Origin of the sequence: Acidithiobacillus sp. AC3 (genome assembly GCF_050261095.1) — a bacterium.
In the GTDB taxonomy this organism is placed as follows: domain Bacteria; phylum Pseudomonadota; class Gammaproteobacteria; order Acidithiobacillales; family Acidithiobacillaceae; genus Igneacidithiobacillus; species Igneacidithiobacillus copahuensis.
On the sequence record NZ_CP189838.1, the window covers coordinates 495,454 to 511,826 of the forward strand.

Below are 16,373 nucleotides of genomic sequence, written 5' to 3' on the forward strand. Positions count from 1 at the left end.
ACGTGTCTGCCGCCAGCGAGGAGATCCTCGAGCATCTGGAAGCGGTCAGTTTTGTCGCCGGACGCGATGCTCGGGCGGCCGTGCCCGCCGTTGAAGCGCTCGGCGAGGCAGCCGTCTTGCGGTATCTGGAGACAGGCCGCGATCTCTTTTTTTATGACCGCGAGGCGGGCAAGGCCTTTTTCCATGCAACCGAGACTCTGGTGCGCGCCTTTGGCGGTCTCGACCCCTGGCTCGAACAGGCGCGCATCTTCCTGACCCAGCGCGGCACCTTTCGTGCAGCGGTAGGGTATTTCGAGCAAGCCGCCCAGGCTCGCGAGGAATACGGCGTGGCCGGAGAGAAGATCTGGTACGAAGAAGGCGCGGACTGGATCGGTCGTCATGTCGATAGCGCCGCGGCGTATTTTCGCACGCCCATCGCCCGGCTCTTTGGCAGCTATGGTGCCGAGGACCTGCGCACCCTGCTGGCGCCGGCACGGGAGCTGGCCAAAGGACGTCTGGGGCTGGCCAGTTACCTCGAGGGTGCAATCAAGGTGCGCGCCATCTGTGGATTGGATGGGGTACAGGACTGGGCCTTGCGCGGTCGCGACATTCTTGCCGCCGGCCGCATTCGCGGCGAGGCCTGGTACAAACTCGAAAGCGACGAGGCCCGTGCTTTTTTGCTGGAGGTCTTGCCGGGCTTCCGCATCGGTCCGCACAAACGGCTCTTTGCCCTGCTCTTGCAGGCCTGGACGGGACTGCATCTGCCCTTTGAGGACGGCGACTGGAGTGTAGAGGGCGGGCGCAGCTTTCTCGAAACCGATGGCCGCAGCCTCTTCGTGCCGGCGGTGATGCCCGATCGGGAGGAGGCCATCCTCGCCTTCTACCACACTGGTGCACATCTCGCCTTTGGCAGCTACGATGAAGACGCTATCCATGCGCTCTTCCGCGAAATCGGTACGGAACATCCGCCGCTCGACGCCGATCAGCGCATCACCTGGCGGCCGCTTTTTGCCCAGTTTGGTCAGGATCTGCTGCGCTTTCAGCTGATCTTCGACATTCTGGAAGACCTACGCGTCGATCTCGCCATGGAACGCGAAATGCCAGGTTATCTGCCGCGGCTGCTGCGCGTCGCGGAGCAGCGGTCGGTGCCCCCTGGTGCGGCCGGGGCCTATTGGCGCGAGGCCCTGCAGCTTACTCGTTCCGCTGTATCCGGGCAGCTCCCCAGCGAATTGGCCTCTCTTGCTTCTCCCACCGCTAGCATCCTCGACGCCTTCCGTCTGGCCTTGGCACGCTACGCGCACACCGGGCTTCCCGCCATCACTCTGGCGGAACGAGCGGCAGCATTCCTGCCCGGACACTCCCCCAATGCCGCGCGGCCCGTCTACCCCCGCAAACATGGCCAGACTGAGGTGGTGGAGATGGATGCTGGGGGGCAACTCGGTGCTGCCGGCCACAAAGAAAAGCCGCGCGAAGCGCCGCAGCAAGCGGAAGGCAACGATCCAGACATGGAGATCCCGCCCGAGGACATTCAAGGTACCGGTGGCCGGGTAGGGGTGGGGATTCCTATGCCGGCCAAGGTGCATGGCAGTGGCCGCGGGGTGCAGGGGCCGAAAGGCGGTTGGCCCTACAAGGAATGGGACTACCGCCAGGAAAAGTACAAAGACAACTGGGCACGGGTGCACGAGCGCAAACTGCGCGAGCAGGACGAGGCACGGGCAGTGGAGATCGCCGCCGAGTATGACGGCACCATGCGCCGCCTGAAGAAGGCCCTGCAAGCACAAAAGCCAACGCGCATGGCACCATTGCGGCGACAAAAGGAAGGTGAAGAGCCGGATATCGATGCTGCCGTGCAGTTTGTCGTCGAGCGTCGCGCCGGGCAGAGCCCCAAGGCCAATATCTACCGCCAACGCCGACCCTTGCAACGCGATACTGCCGTACTCCTGCTGGCCGATCTCTCCACTTCGATCATGGCCGAGGCGGCAGACACCGGCATTCGTGTGGTCGACCGCCTCCGCGCGGCCATGTTGCTCTTTGGCGAGGCCCTGGTCGAGGTGGGCGATCCCTTTGCTCTCTATGGCTTTGCCAGCAAGTATCATCAAGAGGTCCTGCTCTACCCAATCAAGCGCTTCGACGAGCGCTTCGACGCGCGGGCACGGGCGATGCTCGGTGGCCTGAGCGGACGCCTGGCAACGCGCATGGGTGCAGCAATTCGTCACAGTACCCGGCAGTTGTTGCGCAGCCCCGCGCAACGGCGCTTGCTGTTGATTCTTTCGGATGGGCGGCCGGCTGATTACGACGATGGCGGTGATCCCCGCTATCTGCAGGAAGACACGCGCATGGCGGTGCGCGAAGCGCGGGATCTCGGGGTACATGCCTTCTGTATCAGTCTCGATCCGCGCGGCGGCGATTATCTGCCCCTGGTCTTTGGGCAGGGGCACTATCTGGTCCTGCCCCAGATCGACCATTTGCCGCAGCGACTTCCGGAAATCTACCTGCGCCTGCGAGGGCATGGATGAACGAGGCCGCGCTCCTGCAGGAGCGGATTCCAGCAACGTCTCCGGCGCTCTTCGTGGGGGCGGCGCGCTATCGCCGGAACAGCTACGGCAAAAACCATCCCCTGGCCATTCCGCGCGTCTCTTTGACCCTCGATCTTATCAACAGCTACGGGGCGATGGGTGCAGGGGAGTATCGCCTGGGCCGCCCTGCCAGCCATATCGAGCTCTGGGGCTTTCACACCCGCGAGTACATTCAGGCGTTTGAGAAGGCGCAGTTTCGGGGTCGCGTCACCGATCAGGATCGCCGCGTCTACCAGCTTGGCACCTTGGAGAACCCCTATTTCCCGGGTTTTTTTGACACCCCTAATCTGGCAACCGGGTCGAGTATCCAGGCGGCCGAACTGGTGTTGCAGGGGCAGACGGCCTTCAGTCCAGCGGGGGGGATGCATCATGCAGCGCCGCATCAGGCGCGCGGGTTCTGTTATCTGAACGATCCGGTACTGGCCATTCAGCGGCTGCGTCGTGCGGGTCTGCGGGTATTGTATTGGGATCTGGACGCACATCATGGCGATGGGGTGGAGGCTGCCTTCGTCGATGATCCCTTGGTGCAGACGGTTTCCATCCACATGGATACCGCCTATGCCTATCCCTTTCATGGCGGCGGCCTCGCTGACCAGGCCGGTGGGGCGCTGAACCTGCCACTGCCGCCGGAGGTCAACGACACGGAGTACCGGCAGATATTTACCGCGCTTTGGCCGCGGGTGATGGAAAGCTTTGCGCCAGAGGTGGTGGTATTGCAGGCAGGTACCGACATCCTTGCCCCAGATCCACTCAGCAAGTTTCGCATCAGTAACGTCTTTTTTTGGGAGATGGCACGGCGCATCGTGGCCGACAGCCCGCGCCTTCTGGTATTGGGCGGGGGCGGCTATCATCCCATCGCCCTGGCGCGCTGCTGGACCGGTCTTTGGGCGATTCTCTCCGGCCGGGAGTTGCCCGCTACCCTGCCTGCGCCCGGCCGCGCGCTGCTTGCAGCGGTGGACTGGGAGCTCGATGATGAAGACGCTCCGGATTATTCGCGGCAGTTCGAACGCCTCGATGACCTGCCTTGTGAAGGCCCGATACGGGCGGAGATCGGCGAGCGGCTAAGAGCCCTTTTCCAGGAGCACCCCCTTTTCCGCGATAGGAGAGTCCAGGTATGAGTGACACCCCTGATCTAGTCCCTGGTGCCGCCAACAGTCTGGCGACCAAAAAGTATGCCGAGCGCTTTGTTGCGGCGGGTCTGCCCGAGGGACATTACAGTGATTTTCTCAACACCCGTATCAAGCTCTCTTCCCTTGGCGTGGGCACCTTCCCCGGCGCTATCGACGAGGTAACCGATGTGGCAGTTGCCGCCATTGTGGCGCAAGCCCTGCAATCGGGGATCAATGTGATCGATACCGGTGCCAATTACCGCTATGGAAGAGCAAGCCGCGCGGTAGGTGCCGGGATTGCCAAGGCCCTGCAGATGGGTATACAGCGGGAGGAGTTCTTCGTGCTGGGTAAGGGGGGATTTCTCACCTTTGCCAATGGGAAACCAGAGAATCTCGAAACCTTCTTTGCCGAGGAGGTCGAGGCCAAAGGACGCGGTAAAAAAGAAGATCTTGCCCATGGTATCCACTGCCTCAGCCCGGAATATCTCCTTTGGCAACTCGATGAACTGCGCGCGCAGACGGGCCTGGCAACCCTGGACGCCTTCCTGGTGGATCAGCCCGAGGTGCAAATCCCCGTTATCGGCAAGGAGCAGGTCTACCGAAAGTTGATCGATGTCTTCGCCGCGTTGGAGGGTGCGGTGGCGGCGGGCAAACTGCGCTACTACGGGATTTCCACCTTCAACGCCTGTCGGGTGGAGACCGATAATCCTTTGTTTCAGTCGATGACTAGCCTGCTGGGCTTGGCGGAGAAGGCGGCGGGGGAGGGCAAACGGCACCATCTGCGCATCGTCGAACTTCCCTTCAACGCCCTGATGCCCGAGGCCTATACGCGCTTCAGTCAGGTGACTGGCCAAGGGAATATCGCCTCCACCATTCAGGCGGCCTATCAGCTCAAGCTGACCGTCCTGGCCAGTCATCCGTTGGGTAAGGGGCTGCTGGGGCGGGAAGAGGTGCCATCATTGCAAGAAGCCATGCCCGAGCTGGCCAATGCTGCGCAGCGCGCTACGCAATTTGTCCGCTCGACGCCCGGAATTGCGGTAACCCTGGTGGGTATGAGCAACCCCCTGCACCTGGCTGATTTTCTCGCCGTTGCCCAGCAGGCGCCTCTGGAGAAAGAGCGCTTCCTGGCCATGTTCGAGAAGGAGAAGTAGGGTCTATATTCTCCTTACTGAGCAGAAAAGACGTTTCCTACGGCCGCTCGGCGTCGCTTTCCTTTTTCTTTTTGCTGATCTCGGCGAGGAGACGCTCCTGTTCGGCAAAGGACATGCGGCGACTGCCGGCCGTGAAGCCTTTTTTGGTCGCAGCAGGCTCGGCCGGATGTCCAGCGCGTTCGCTTTCCTTGACGTTCCGGTATTCCCGTAATTCCTTCTCCCACTGCTGGCCGGCATCGAGATTTTCTGGACGCCCCTGAAAATCTTTGGGCGCCGCTGGCGTCTGCTGCGCAAACCAGGCCGCCTTGCGTTGCTCACGGTTGTGTTGGCTCACCCAGTTGCCCAAGTGGCGCAAGTCGATCAGCGCGGCGACCAGTATCAATACCCCCAGGCCCAAGGGAAACGGCCATGGCAGTGTCAATGCGAGGATGACCACCACCAAGCTGGCGACAGGATATGCCCAGGCCAGTGGGCGCTGTAGATAAAACCGGTGTAGGCCAAGGAGGAAGCCTAGCCAGGTTAGGTATGCGGTAGTGGTTTTTTTTTGCAGTTGCTGCAGGCGAATCTGCACGCTCTGCAGCCCCTCGCCCTTGAGGTCGAGCTTCTCCCAGGCCTTCGGCACAAGTGATCTCCCGGAATAATGTGTTGAACCGCTCTGATATTACCCCTAAACTCTGGCAAAGTCGCGGGCGACGGGAAAAATATGGCAGACAGACGATTGCAGGTCTTTCACACGGTGGCGCGTTTGTTGAGCTTCACCAAGGCGGCAGAGACCCTGCACATGACACAACCGGCGGTGACCTTTCAGGTCAAGCAACTGGAAGAGCAGTTCAACACCCGCCTCTTTGATCGTACCCATAACCGCATCAGCCTCACGGAGGCGGGTATGGTGGTGTACGAATACTCAGAACGGATTCTGTCGTTGTATTCAGAAATGTCCAACCGTGTCGGCGAGATGACCGGAGATCTGCGCGGCCATCTGCTGATCGGCGCCAGTACGACGATCGCCGAATACATGCTGCCGCGGGTCCTCGGCGATTTCAAAATGAAGTACCCGGATGTCCAGGTGCGCCTGCACGTCGGCAACACCGACAAGATCGTGCACATGATCGAAGATAACAGTATCGATCTGGGCCTGGTCGAAGGAGTGGTGACCAACAAGAGCCTGGCCACGCTGAAGTGCTGCATGGACAACATGATCGTTATCGCGCCTGCGGATCATGCGTTGTCGGAACATCAGACGGTTTCCGCTCGAGAACTGCTCGACTTCCCCTTCGTATCGCGAGAAGAGGGCTCTGGTACCCGGGAAGTCACCATGGAATACCTCAGTCAGGAAGGTGTCGATCCCCAAGATCTGCATATCACCATGGAACTGGGCAGCCCGGAGGCCGTCAAGGGGGCAGTGGAGGGTGGCTTGGGGGTTGCGGTTGTTTCCGAGGCAACGGTCCTCAAAGAGCTCGCCCTGGGTTCCATTGTCGCTCGCCCGCTCAACCCACCCCTGGCGCGGCCTTACTTTTTCGTTTACCAGAAACAGAAGTTCCGCAGTCTGGTGATGGACGAGTTCCTCGAATTTTCCAAAGAGCGTTGCGCCAAGGATTTTCTCACCTTGCCAAAACAACGCGGGGTGATCCGTTCATGAAGCATTTTGCCGTCGTTCAGCACAGTTATTCCGAGTTTTTGGGCATTATCGAGAGTCAGCTGGAAAAACGAGACATCGGGTTCAGTTATTTTCGTGTTTTTCTCAATCAGGAGTTGCCGAGTAGCGCGCTGACTTTCGACGCATTGTTCCTGCTCGGTGGCCCAATGTCTCCTCTGGAGCAGGACAAATATCCCTGGCTGGAACAGGAGCTGCAGACCATTGCTGCCTTTCGCAAGGCCGGACGGCCCATTGTGGGTTTGGGACTGGGAGCATTGCTGATTGCTCAGCAAGAGGGTGCGGAGTTGTCGCTGGAGCCCTACCACAATGCCTATTTTACCACCGCCCATGCGACGGAGGCGGGGCGCAACGATCCCTTGGCGCAGGCAGTTGACGGACGCCAGGTCATGGTTTGGGCAGCGGGTACCGCCCAACTGCCGGACGCCATCGAGCCCTTGGTCGTAGACGATGAAGGTCGCTGGATCGCCTTCCGACCGAATGACGGTAGCGCCATGGCCTTGCTCTTTCGCCCGGAAATGAAGCCGGGCCTGATTGAAGATATTCTCATGGAAGAGGATCGGGAAACGCCGGACAATATTGGGGACTTGCTGGCGCAGGCGCGCGAGCTCTGGCCCGAGATGCAGAAGACCACGGATCTGGTACTGGTGGCCTTGGTGCAGGAACTTTCCTTGATGTCCGAGAAGCGTAAGCCACGCGTTTTTTCCCTCAATTTGGCTCCGGCAGATAAATCATGAATGCGTATGAGCGCCGCTTACTGCGCGTGAGCCGCAAGCTGGATGATGCCCAGCGCGATCAACTGCTGACCTTTGCCGAGTTTCTTGTCAGTCGCAGAAAGGATGCGGCCGCCAATGCCGACGCTGCCGTTCTCGAACCCTTGCAGATTCCGGCGCGGGAGGGGGAGACGGTGGTCGGGGCCATCAAGCGCCTGCGCGAGGCCTACCACATGCTCGACGCCAAGGTGATGCTCAACGACACCGCCTCGGTGATGTCCAAGCATGCGGTCGGTGGCCTGCCCGCAGCAGAGGCAATCACTGAGTTGGAAAGCCTATTTCTACGCCATTACGAGCGTTATCGCGACGAACCTTGATGTTACACCTGCTGCAGGTGGCCCTGCATTTCGATCAGTGGTTGGCTCTGTTCCTGCAGGAATACGGAGCATGGGTGTATCTCGGCCTCTTTCTCATCCTCTTTGCCGAGACGGGGCTGGTGATCATGCCCATCCTGCCTGGAGATTCCATGCTTTTTGTCTGCGGTACGCTAGCCGGCGCTGGCCATATGTCGCTGGCGATTCTGATTCCTTTGCTGGTGTCCGCGGCGGTGCTGGGAGATGCACTCAATTACAGTCTGGGCCGACGTTTCGGGCCACATCTGTTTTCGGGTCGCTGGCGTCTGCAGCCCGATCACCTGGCGAAGACCGAGGCTTTTTATCGCAAGCACGGGGGTAAAGCCATCATCATTGGCCGCTTTTTGCCGATCATTCGCACCTTTGTGCCTTTTGTTGCCGGCATTGCGCGCTTGCCCTGGGCACGCTTTACCTCCTTCAATGTGGTCGGCGCTGTGCTGTGGATTGTCGGCCTCCTGCTCGCAGGATTCTTCCTGGGTCGCTTGCCCTGGGTGAAGGCCTACCTCACCCCATTCCTGCTTTTGATCATCCTGATTTCCTTGTTTCCGGCGTTCCTGGCGTGGTTCCAGAATCGCCGGCAGACAACCGGGTAAAGCGATCTTCAGACGGGCACGCTATCGTAGTAAGGGCCGAAGCGTTCGCCGGCTGGTCGCGCGGGGAAGATGGTAATGATCAAGAGCGCAAGGGATCCGATATAGGGAACGAAATAAAGCAGCAACAGCCAGGCGGAAAGCCCAACGTCGTGCAGACGGCGCGCTTGCGTCGCGAGATTTGGAAGAAAGGTGGCGAGAAGATATATCCCATAAAGTCCAATCACCAGAACGCCAGATGTCGATTTCTCCCCCGCAGAATATGCGCCGAGTATGCCGCCGAGTATGACGATACCAATGAAGATCAGAAAGTTAAAAAGGGCAAACCACCAGTATTCGGCGCGGGACATACGCCCATCGAAGCGCGCATAATTGTGGAAGATCGCATGGGTATAGGCATCGATCATACGCATGTTACTCTCCTTGGTGAAAAAATTAATTTTGAATGTTACCGTCAAAGCTACAAATAGGGGCGTATAGATCGGGGCGCCGGTCACGGAACAGGCCCCAATCGATACGTTGGCGAGCGATGGCGGCAAGATCCAGATCGGCGTGTATGAATCCTTCTTCCAGATCGGCCTGGGCCATAAGCGCACCTGTACCATCGGTAATGAAGGAGCCACCATAGAAGGTGATGCTGGCGCTCTCCCCATCCTCTTTCCCAATGCGGTTGGCAGCAATGACGGGCAGGACATTGGCGGCGGCGTGGCCCTGCATGGTGCGGGTCCAATGGTCGCGGCTGTGGATCTCGGGTGCCGTAGGCTCGGAACCGATGGCAGTGGGGTAGAGCAACATCTCTGCCCCTTGCAGGGCGAGGACGCGGGCCGTTTCGGGAAACCACTGATCCCAGCAAATGGCGACGCCAAGCCGGCCAAAACGAGTGGGAAAGACCCGAAAGCCAGTGTCACCGGGGCTGAAGTAAAATTTTTCCTGATAGCCGGGGCCATCGGGAATATGCGCCTTGCGATAGAGTCCCAGATCTCGGCCATCGGCATCATAGGTGACGAGGCTGTTGAAATAGGCATTGCCAGCGCGCTCAAAGAAGCTCACGGGCAGTACGACGCCAAGTTCGGCCGCCAGGGTCTGCATGCGGAGCAGGGCAGGATCCTCTGTGCGGGGGCGGGCAAGGGCAAAAAAATCGATGTTCTGGTCCTTGCAAAAGTACGGGGTACTGAACAGCTCTTGCAGAAGGATGATCTGCGCACCGGACGCAGCCGCTTGGCGCACCCAGTGCTCGGCCTTGGCCAGGTTGGCGGAGCGATCTTCCGAAATTGCCATTTGTATGGCAGCTACTCGTACTTGCATGATTCCTCCGCGATTTTCCTGTGGCGAAGGATACTTGGGGGCTACTGAGCTGGCAAGTTCTTGGCCTGCTCTGGGATGCCCTTCAGAACGTCACGTAGGCTGTTTGGCCCCAGGGCCTTCTGCACAACCTGATAGCTTCCGTCCTTTTCCGGGTAGATCATGGTGGGTACGATTTTCTGTCCAATGCTGGTCAATAACGCAAGGTTGTCCTTGAGGATTTTTTCACTGCGGGCATCGGGGAGTACCTCGGGCACTCCCCCGAAGTGCTCCATGTTGAACTTCTTCTCGTTTTCCAGGATGGCCGCAAGGGGATCTTTCGCCTGCAAGATGTAGGCGGCTTTTTCCTGGCTGCTGCCCGGATCCAGAAACCCGACCAGCAGATAGCGTACCTGCAGATGCATGGGTTTGATCAGGGGTTGCAGCTCGTCGATGAGCACATGGCAGTAAGGACAGTTGGGATCGAAGATCACGTAGAGCACGCGCGCCCCATTACCCTGCGCAATCCAGTGGCTCTGTCCCAACTGCGACCATACTTTGGCCGGGACTGCGCCAACTCGCGCAAATGCCGCGCCAGGGATAAGAGGCAGAAGCAGGAGCGCGAGGGCGAAACCTAGCCGGATATTTTTGTAACCGTTTGTAAGTCCGAGGAAATTTCTCCAAAATCTGGACCAGAAAACTTTGCTCGTAGCCACAATGCACCTCCGCTAGACCGCCTTCTCTGGGAGTATGCAGAATTTGCGCCAGCAGAAAGTTATCACCCTGTTTCAAGCGACTGACAAATGCTTGCGCGATGGAACGTTTTCGCCTAGATTCCCAAACAGGTGTTATGGGGCATTCGTGTTAGTTATGGCTAATACAGTGCATCAAGTGTAGGGAGGCGATCTGCCGTCGTGGTCTGAGGCGGCGTTGGGTCGGGGCGTGTCTCTGCCTGTGGTTCTCGCGATAGAACCCATGCAGCGACGCTTCCAGGGCGTTTGGAGGAACGCGATGCGTAGAAGCTTGTTGGGGGTGGCGGTAACGCTGGCGGTATTTTTTTCAGGGACGGTCATGGCGCAGGCGCATACCAAACCGCGCCATCACGAAGTGGGTAAGCGTACGCACGCCGTCACCTATCATCACAAGGCCAGGCCCGTGCTGCACCGACAGCGCCACGTCGTCGAGTCATCTGTTTACCGCGACACTCTCGATACCCAGCCGGCCAGTTTCGATAGCCTCGCCCCCAGCGCGCTGCAATTGATGCATCTTTCCCCTGTGCCCTTTGCGGGGGTAGGCGCTGCACCGCAGGCCAATCCCTTGCCACATTATTCCTTCTCGCGCCCCATCCCTGATGAAGTGCATCCCGTGGATTCGGCACATTTCATCAATGCGGCTCTGATCCTTGACAAAGTGGCGGATAACGCGCCTGTGGCTGCCGCTCCGGCAGTCAAGGCGAGTGAGGCCGTGGCCGTGACACCAGCCACAGAAAATACCGTGTCATCGCGCCCGAGTGGAACGCTGGGGGTTGCCCTGCAGATGCTTGCCAGTCAGGCCTACTACTGGGCGAGTCATCCCCTGGAGGCGCTGCAGCAGGAAGGGGACTTTGCTGCTGGAGACAACGCCCGCTCTGAACTGCGCAACGATGTGGCTTTGGCGGCGCAGGACGCGACGGCAGAAGCGGTCCCCGACAATGGTAGCTGGCTTTCACCTCATGGTCTGGTTTCAGCAGCTTTGCGTTTTATCGGTGCGCCTTATGTGTGGGGTGGGACCAGTCCGCGTACAGGCTTCGACTGCAGTGGGTTTGTGAAGTACATCTTCGCCAAGTTTGACATCTTCGTTCCGCGTACGTCCTACGCGCAGGCGGCCGCCCTGCCGGCAATCCCCCGCCGGGACCTGAAGCCGGGTGATCTGGTCTTTTTCAACACCATGCATCGCGCATTTTCCCATGTTGGCATCTACATCGGTAAAGGCAAGTTTGTGAGTGCGCAAACGCCAGCTACGGGCGTGCAGGTAGCCAGTCTCAGCGATCCCTACTGGGCCGCGCGTTTTGACGGTGCCCGTCGGCTGCCGCACGGGGTCAGCCTTTCCTGATCTTCGCGTAATGATAGGCGAGGCTTGCGGCCTCGCCTGGGCTCTGTGATTCAGAGTTTCCCGTAGGAGTGGAGACCGCCCAAGAAAAGATTGACGCCAATGAAACAGATGGTGACGACGATGAGGCTGATCAGCGCCCACCAGGCCATCGGGCGTCCATGCCAGCTTTTCTGGCTGCGCGCATGCAGAAAACCGGCGTAATTCAGCCAGACGATCAGAGCCCAGGTCTCTTTGGGGTCCCAAGACCAGAAACCACCCCAGGCTTTCGCCGCCCAGACCGCTCCGAGAATGGTGCCGACAGTAAAAAACAGGAATCCGAAAGCGATAGTCCCCGAGTAGCTGCGCTCTAAGATTTCCAGACTGGGTAGGCGATCACGCAAAAAACCACCCTGTTTGACTGCGCGGTCCTTGAGCAGATAAGCAAGGCCGGCCATGGCAGAGATGTAGAAGTTTGCGTAGGCGACAAACATCGATGGTACGTGAATCTTCATCCAGAAGCTTTGCAGTGCGGGAATCAATGGCGCAATGCGGTCGAGGTGATAGGCCGCGCCCACCCAGAACATGAAGATGTCGGCAATCAGCACCAAGGGCAGAACAAACGCCCCGAGACCACGGCTCTGGCTCTCTTCTTCGTAGTACAGGTAGAACAGGATGGTCATGGCACAGAACAATGCCATGACGTCGTAGATGTCGCTGACGGGAATGTGCCCCCAACTGGGATGGCCGATGTAGGTTTCCCGCCAGCGAATGGCGAGCCCGGCGAAGCCTAATGCCGATGCCGCCCAGGCAAAGCGTTGACCCCAGCGTCCGCCAGTCTCGCTGCCCCGAAAGAGGTAGGCGTAGTAGCCAATGGCACTGCAGAGAATGGCAACGCTCATCCAGTCAAACATGGCATTGCTGTGGAGGAAGTAGCGCAGAAGCAGGCTATCTCCATCGCGGTAGCCGAGGCCGTAGAGTCCTACGCCAACACCGGCAATCGCCAACACCGCCAGAGTGAACAAACGAAAGTGCGGCCATTTCAGGCCAAACCACAGTAGGCCGGCGTACCACAGAGCGAGGATGATGTACTGCCACATCCAGAACTGTGCCTGAAAAACTACCCAGATGCCAACGGCGCCGACAGTGAGAAAGGCCGTCCAGGCGAGATTTTGTTTGAGACCGCTTGGGAACGGTTTGTCAAAACGGGTGTACTGCTGTTCGATTTGAACAGACATGATGCGGTTGCCTCCCTGATTTTGCTGTTTTGCTGTCGAAGTGTAGCAATTCTGGGGCCGCACGATCAGGTTCAGGGGGATCGCGATTTGTAGTGCACAGTCGATTCCCGGCTGGACCGTACTGCACAATTCCCGGAAAAAAACTGCCCGGGCTGGGACAGACCCGGAAAACGTGCTAGGGATTTGGCGCGCTGCTGTCATCCAGGCGGGCCAGCAGGCGGAAGCCGCCAATCATGCCGCCAATACGCTGCTGTAGTTCTGCCTCCCAGTCTGGCCCTAGTGGCCAGGACTTCCCGCGGGTGTGGCTGGCGAGTTCCAACTTGTCTGGGTCTCGTCCATCCAATAGGATCAACAAATCAGGCCAGTCTCGATCCAGGTGTTCATGTCGCGCTTCCAGCCATTTTCCGCCAGACTGCTCGGCCAGCGCGACCGCACGCTTGGCGGTTTCCGGGTATTGTTCGTGCAAAAAGACGATATGAGCGCGACGTTTATACATGCGCGGCAGGGTAAACCGCTCGATTTTTTTTGTCGAGTTGCCCGTTGGACCAGCCCATGAGTGCGGCGGAGAGCCTGGTCGATTGGGAGGAAATGCTGGGGGCGACGAGTCCCCTTGCCGCGTTGTTGCCGGGATTCCACGTGCGGGTCCAACAGCAGGAAATGGCCGCGCGGGTCGCCGCAGTTTTGGGCGACGGTGGGGTGGCGCTGATAGAGGCGGGTACGGGAACGGGCAAAAGTTTCGCCTACCTCCTGCCCGCGCTTTTGTCTGGTCGGCAGGTCATTGTCTCTACTGGCAGCCGTGCCTTGCAGGACCAGCTCATCGAAAAGGACCTCCCGATCTTGCGCGCGGCGTGGCCGCAGTCGCTGCGTAGTCTGCGGCTCAAGGGCCGCAGCAATTATCTCTGCCCCTATCGTTTGCAGGAAGCGCTGCGGGACGGCGTGACGGCTACCCTGCAGCGTGATCTGCTGCGGGTTGCGGATTGGGCCGCTGCCACCCGGGAGGGCGACATTGCAGAGTTACGCAGTGTGGCCGAGGATTCTGCGATCTGGCCGCTGGTGACCTCTACCCGGGACAACTGCCTTGGTGCGGACTGTCCCGCACAGTCCTCCTGCCCGGTTCTGGAGGCGCGACGTCAGGCGCAGGAAGCGGAACTGATCGTCGTCAATCATCATCTTTTGCTATCCGACCTCGCACTGAAGGCGGAGGGTAAGGGCGACCTGTTGCCGAGTGCGGATGCGCTGATTGTGGATGAGGCGCATCAGTTGCCGGAGCTGACGGCACAGTTTTTTGGCCAGCATTTGAGTGCCCATCGGCTGGCCGAATGGGGGCGGGATATCCGGGTTGCAGCGCTGGCAGAGGCCGCCGACGATGGCGACTTGCGTGCGGCGGCGCAGGATTGGGAACATGCCGTGCAACGCTGGCTGGAGAGTGCCGGGGAGGGGCGACAGGAGTGGTGCCCGGATGACGATGCGGGCGTCGCCCAGCAGTTCCGTGCACTGTTGCGCTGTTTTGAGCCTTTGCATGGGCAGGTGCGCGCCGCAGCGGTGCGTGGCAAGGGCCTGGAGCAGTGCGCCCGGCGCGGCGAAGAGCTGCAAAGTGTGTTGGCGCATTTCGCCGCACCTGGTCTGGAGGAGCAGGAAGTTCGCTGGTGTGAGCGACGAGGACGTGGGCTGTTATTGCACGCCACCCCCCTGGATCCCGCCGAAACCCTGCAAAAACACCTGTTTTCGCAATTCGATGCGGTCCTGCTCACCAGTGCTACCTTGCGTATTGGCGGAGATTTCGCGCAAACGCGCAAGCTCTTTGGCTTGCCGGAAAGCAAGGATTTTCTGGCAGCAGCACCTTTCGACTACGCACGCCAAGCCTTGCTCTACCTGCCCGACGGGCTTCCCGAGCCGAGCAGTCCCGGTTACACCCGTGCCTGTCTGGAGGCAGCATTGCCGGTGCTGGAGGCCAGTGGCGGCCGGGCATTTTTTCTCTTTACCAGCCATCGCGCCCTCCAGGAGGCGGCGGCGATTCTTTCCAGTCGCCTGCGCTATCCCTTACTGGTGCAGGGGCAAGCACCGCGCTCGCGCCTGCTCGAACGCTTCCGAACCGCCGGCGATGCCGTCTTGCTTGGCGCGGCAAGCTTTTGGGAGGGGGTCGATGTGCAGGGGGAGGCGCTATCGACGGTGATCATCGATAAACTTCCCTTTGCCAGTCCCGGGGATCCGGTGCTGCAAGCGCGCCTGCAACGGATTCGGGAGCGGGGCGGCGACCCCTTTCGTGACCTGCAGATCCCGCAGGCGGTCATCGCCCTCTGCCAGGGGGCTGGCCGCTTGATTCGCTCGGAGCAGGATCGCGGGGTGTTGATGCTCTGTGATCCGCGCTTGCGCAGCAAGGGCTATGGACGCATCTTCTTGCAGAGTCTGCCGCCCATGCGGCAGAGTAGCGAGCTTGCAGAGGTGCAGGACTTTTGGCGGGAAAGCGCGTGAAGAAAACCTGGTTAGCCATCGAGACCGCAACTGAGGCCTGTTCAGTAGCCATTTCGGATGGCCAGAATCTATGGCAGGACGTGGTTGTCGCCCCCAACCGCCACAGCGATCTGCTCTTGCCGATGATTGATGGCCTCCTGGCGCACGCTGGGTTGCAGCTGGCGCAGATCGATGCCTTCGCCTGTGGCGTGGGGCCGGGCGGATTCACCGCTGTGCGCCTTGGAATCAGCACGATACAGGGCCTGGCCATCGCAAGCGGACAATCGATCTATCCAGTCTCGAGCCTCCAGGCCCTTGCCGTGGCGGCGCCGGGTGAGCCAACGCTGGTCGCCTTCGACGCCCGCAAGGGAGAAGTGTACGCGGCGGCCTTCCGCTCGGATGATGCGGGTATTCCCGAGCTCATTGGCGCAGAACGGGTCTGCCGCCCGGAAGATCTCGTCTGGCCGCCGACACCCGGGCCTTGGCGGGGCCTGGGTACAGGCTGGAACCAGTATGCACAGCACTGGTCTGCCGTTCGTTGCTGGCGTGCTGACGCCTATCCCCAAGCGGCGCAGGTCTTGCAAATCGCGCGGCGGCGCGCCACGGCGGGCGACCCGGGAGTCCCCCCCGAAGCACTGGAACCGCACTACATCCGTCCTTCCCAGGCCGAGGAGGGCAAGTAGTGGCGCTGCGGATCATGACCAGCGATGATCTCGATGCCGTGGCGGCTTTGGAAGAGCAAATATCACCTGGTCCCTGGACGCGGGGGATTTTTCGGGACTGTCTGCTTGCCGGTTACGATGCCTGGGTGGGGATGGCAGGTGACCAGTTGCTCAGTTTTGGCGTCCTCTCGGTGGGGGCGGCGGAGGCGCATGTGTTGAATTTGGGAGTCCACCCGCTCTATCGACGCCGTGGCCATGGCCGGGAAATGCTCCATCAGTTACTCGGTCGCGCCAAACAACTGGGCGCCGAACGAGCGTTTCTTGAGGTGCGGGTTTCCAACCATGCCGCGCAGGAGCTCTACCATCAAGCGGGCTTTCATGAAATTGGCGTGCGTTTGCAGTATTATCGAAACAAAGAGGGTCGCGAGGATGCCTTGGTGTTGTCTCGCTCCTTGATCAATGCCCTCCCCACGTTGTCTGAGAGTTGAA

At 59.9% G+C, this 16,373-nt stretch carries 17 protein-coding genes; 11 read left to right on the forward strand and 6 right to left on the reverse strand.

The window, feature by feature from the left end; translation table 11 throughout:
* The first annotated feature begins 2 nt into the window (after positions 1 to 2).
* Genes ACQAYK_RS02505 through ACQAYK_RS02515 form a run of 3 tightly spaced genes read left to right on the forward strand, consistent with a single transcriptional unit; the run spans position 3 to position 4,815 of the window.
* Positions 3 to 2,495 (forward strand): nitric oxide reductase activation protein NorD, encoded by a 2,493-nt coding sequence (locus ACQAYK_RS02505; protein WP_483167781.1) that lies wholly within the window; start codon positions 3 to 5, stop codon positions 2,493 to 2,495.
* Entirely contained in the window at positions 2,492 to 3,673 is a 1,182-nt protein-coding gene (locus ACQAYK_RS02510; protein ID WP_483167782.1) for an acetoin utilization protein AcuC, read from the forward strand. The genes ACQAYK_RS02505 and ACQAYK_RS02510 overlap by 4 nt, the downstream gene beginning before the upstream one ends.
* Positions 3,670 to 4,815 (forward strand): aldo/keto reductase, encoded by a 1,146-nt coding sequence (locus ACQAYK_RS02515; protein WP_483167783.1) that lies wholly within the window; start codon positions 3,670 to 3,672, stop codon positions 4,813 to 4,815. Before ACQAYK_RS02510 ends, ACQAYK_RS02515 begins: the two co-directional genes overlap by 4 nt.
* A gap of 37 nt (positions 4,816 to 4,852) precedes the next feature.
* Here the strand turns inward: ACQAYK_RS02515 and ACQAYK_RS02520 are convergent, their stop codons facing one another.
* Positions 4,853 to 5,437, reverse strand: a complete 585-nt coding sequence (locus ACQAYK_RS02520) for a TM2 domain-containing protein (protein ID WP_483167784.1) — start codon at positions 5,435 to 5,437, stop codon at positions 4,853 to 4,855.
* Between the two features lie 81 nt (positions 5,438 to 5,518).
* Between ACQAYK_RS02520 and ACQAYK_RS02525 the strand changes: the two genes are divergently transcribed.
* From ACQAYK_RS02525 to ACQAYK_RS02540, 4 genes are read left to right on the forward strand one after another with little or no spacing between them, the layout of a single operon-like run.
* Complete coding sequence (locus ACQAYK_RS02525; RefSeq protein WP_215872325.1) at positions 5,519 to 6,454, forward strand: selenium metabolism-associated LysR family transcriptional regulator; 936 nt, start codon at positions 5,519 to 5,521, stop codon at positions 6,452 to 6,454.
* A complete protein-coding gene (locus ACQAYK_RS02530; protein WP_215885756.1) occupies positions 6,451 to 7,206 on the forward strand; it encodes a type 1 glutamine amidotransferase in 756 nt (251 codons plus the stop codon). The genes ACQAYK_RS02525 and ACQAYK_RS02530 overlap by 4 nt, the downstream gene beginning before the upstream one ends.
* Positions 7,203 to 7,559 carry a hypothetical protein gene (locus tag ACQAYK_RS02535; RefSeq protein ID WP_483167785.1) on the forward strand — a complete coding sequence of 119 codons (357 nt, stop codon included), beginning with the start codon at positions 7,203 to 7,205 and terminating at the stop codon, positions 7,557 to 7,559. The genes ACQAYK_RS02530 and ACQAYK_RS02535 overlap by 4 nt, the downstream gene beginning before the upstream one ends.
* Positions 7,559 to 8,188 carry a VTT domain-containing protein gene (locus ACQAYK_RS02540; protein WP_483167786.1) on the forward strand — a complete coding sequence of 210 codons (630 nt, stop codon included), beginning with the start codon at positions 7,559 to 7,561 and terminating at the stop codon, positions 8,186 to 8,188. Before ACQAYK_RS02535 ends, ACQAYK_RS02540 begins: the two co-directional genes overlap by 1 nt.
* An 8-nt stretch (positions 8,189 to 8,196) precedes the next feature.
* Here ACQAYK_RS02540 and ACQAYK_RS02545 read toward each other — a convergent pair whose 3' ends face one another.
* From ACQAYK_RS02545 to ACQAYK_RS02555, 3 genes are read right to left on the reverse strand one after another with little or no spacing between them, the layout of a single operon-like run.
* Positions 8,197 to 8,598, reverse strand: a complete 402-nt coding sequence (locus ACQAYK_RS02545; RefSeq protein ID WP_215885757.1) for a DUF805 domain-containing protein — start codon at positions 8,596 to 8,598, stop codon at positions 8,197 to 8,199.
* A gap of 22 nt (positions 8,599 to 8,620) precedes the next feature.
* Entirely contained in the window at positions 8,621 to 9,490 is an 870-nt protein-coding gene (gene aguB, locus ACQAYK_RS02550) for an N-carbamoylputrescine amidase (protein WP_483167787.1), read from the reverse strand.
* Between the two features lie 41 nt (positions 9,491 to 9,531).
* Positions 9,532 to 10,182: a thioredoxin fold domain-containing protein gene (locus tag ACQAYK_RS02555; RefSeq protein WP_483167788.1), complete on the reverse strand. Its 651-nt coding sequence runs from the start codon at positions 10,180 to 10,182 to the stop codon at positions 9,532 to 9,534.
* Positions 10,183 to 10,477: 295 nt separating this feature from the next.
* Between ACQAYK_RS02555 and ACQAYK_RS02560 the strand changes: the two genes are divergently transcribed.
* Positions 10,478 to 11,557 carry a C40 family peptidase gene (locus ACQAYK_RS02560; RefSeq protein ID WP_483167789.1) on the forward strand — a complete coding sequence of 360 codons (1,080 nt, stop codon included), beginning with the start codon at positions 10,478 to 10,480 and terminating at the stop codon, positions 11,555 to 11,557.
* 50 nt (positions 11,558 to 11,607) lie between these two features.
* On the opposite strand, the gene ccsB is transcribed toward ACQAYK_RS02560, so the two are convergent.
* Positions 11,608 to 12,771 carry a c-type cytochrome biogenesis protein CcsB gene (gene ccsB, locus ACQAYK_RS02565; RefSeq protein ID WP_215872318.1) on the reverse strand — a complete coding sequence of 388 codons (1,164 nt, stop codon included), beginning with the start codon at positions 12,769 to 12,771 and terminating at the stop codon, positions 11,608 to 11,610.
* Positions 12,772 to 12,946: 175 nt separating this feature from the next.
* Entirely contained in the window at positions 12,947 to 13,267 is a 321-nt protein-coding gene (locus tag ACQAYK_RS02570; RefSeq protein WP_215872317.1) for a hypothetical protein, read from the reverse strand.
* Between the two features lie 56 nt (positions 13,268 to 13,323).
* Here ACQAYK_RS02570 and yoaA point away from each other — a divergent pair, with 56 nt between their 5' ends.
* The 3 genes from yoaA to rimI are packed head-to-tail and all read left to right on the forward strand — an operon-like array spanning position 13,324 to position 16,372.
* Positions 13,324 to 15,243, forward strand: coding sequence for a DNA repair helicase YoaA (yoaA, locus tag ACQAYK_RS02575; RefSeq protein ID WP_215872316.1), 1,920 nt, complete (start codon positions 13,324 to 13,326; stop codon positions 15,241 to 15,243).
* Positions 15,240 to 15,905: a tRNA (adenosine(37)-N6)-threonylcarbamoyltransferase complex dimerization subunit type 1 TsaB gene (tsaB, locus tag ACQAYK_RS02580; RefSeq protein ID WP_215872315.1), complete on the forward strand. Its 666-nt coding sequence runs from the start codon at positions 15,240 to 15,242 to the stop codon at positions 15,903 to 15,905. Before yoaA ends, tsaB begins: the two co-directional genes overlap by 4 nt.
* Positions 15,905 to 16,372, forward strand: coding sequence for a ribosomal protein S18-alanine N-acetyltransferase (gene rimI, locus ACQAYK_RS02585; RefSeq protein ID WP_215872314.1), 468 nt, complete (start codon positions 15,905 to 15,907; stop codon positions 16,370 to 16,372). Before tsaB ends, rimI begins: the two co-directional genes overlap by 1 nt.
* The last annotated feature ends 1 nt before the right edge of the window (position 16,373 follow it).

What these genes read in the sequence shown, in the direction of transcription:
- ACQAYK_RS02510 (WP_483167782.1), top strand. Translation starts at nt 2,492, where the DNA reads ATGAACGAGGCCGCGCTCCTGCAGGAGCGGATTCCAGCAACGTCTCCG.
- ACQAYK_RS02515 (WP_483167783.1), top strand. Translation starts at nt 3,670, where the DNA reads ATGAGTGACACCCCTGATCTAGTCCCTGGTGCCGCCAACAGTCTGGCG.
- ACQAYK_RS02525 (WP_215872325.1), top strand. Translation starts at nt 5,519, where the DNA reads ATGGCAGACAGACGATTGCAGGTCTTTCACACGGTGGCGCGTTTGTTG.
- ACQAYK_RS02530 (WP_215885756.1), top strand. Translation starts at nt 6,451, where the DNA reads ATGAAGCATTTTGCCGTCGTTCAGCACAGTTATTCCGAGTTTTTGGGC.
- ACQAYK_RS02535 (WP_483167785.1), top strand. Translation starts at nt 7,203, where the DNA reads ATGAATGCGTATGAGCGCCGCTTACTGCGCGTGAGCCGCAAGCTGGAT.
- ACQAYK_RS02540 (WP_483167786.1), top strand. Translation starts at nt 7,559, where the DNA reads ATGTTACACCTGCTGCAGGTGGCCCTGCATTTCGATCAGTGGTTGGCT.
- ACQAYK_RS02545 (WP_215885757.1), bottom strand. Translation starts at nt 8,598, where the DNA reads ATGCGTATGATCGATGCCTATACCCATGCGATCTTCCACAATTATGCG.
- aguB (WP_483167787.1), bottom strand. Translation starts at nt 9,490, where the DNA reads ATGCAAGTACGAGTAGCTGCCATACAAATGGCAATTTCGGAAGATCGC.
- ACQAYK_RS02560 (WP_483167789.1), top strand. Translation starts at nt 10,478, where the DNA reads ATGCGTAGAAGCTTGTTGGGGGTGGCGGTAACGCTGGCGGTATTTTTT.
- ccsB (WP_215872318.1), bottom strand. Translation starts at nt 12,771, where the DNA reads ATGTCTGTTCAAATCGAACAGCAGTACACCCGTTTTGACAAACCGTTC.
- ACQAYK_RS02570 (WP_215872317.1), bottom strand. Translation starts at nt 13,267, where the DNA reads ATGTATAAACGTCGCGCTCATATCGTCTTTTTGCACGAACAATACCCG.
- yoaA (WP_215872316.1), top strand. Translation starts at nt 13,324, where the DNA reads ATGAGTGCGGCGGAGAGCCTGGTCGATTGGGAGGAAATGCTGGGGGCG.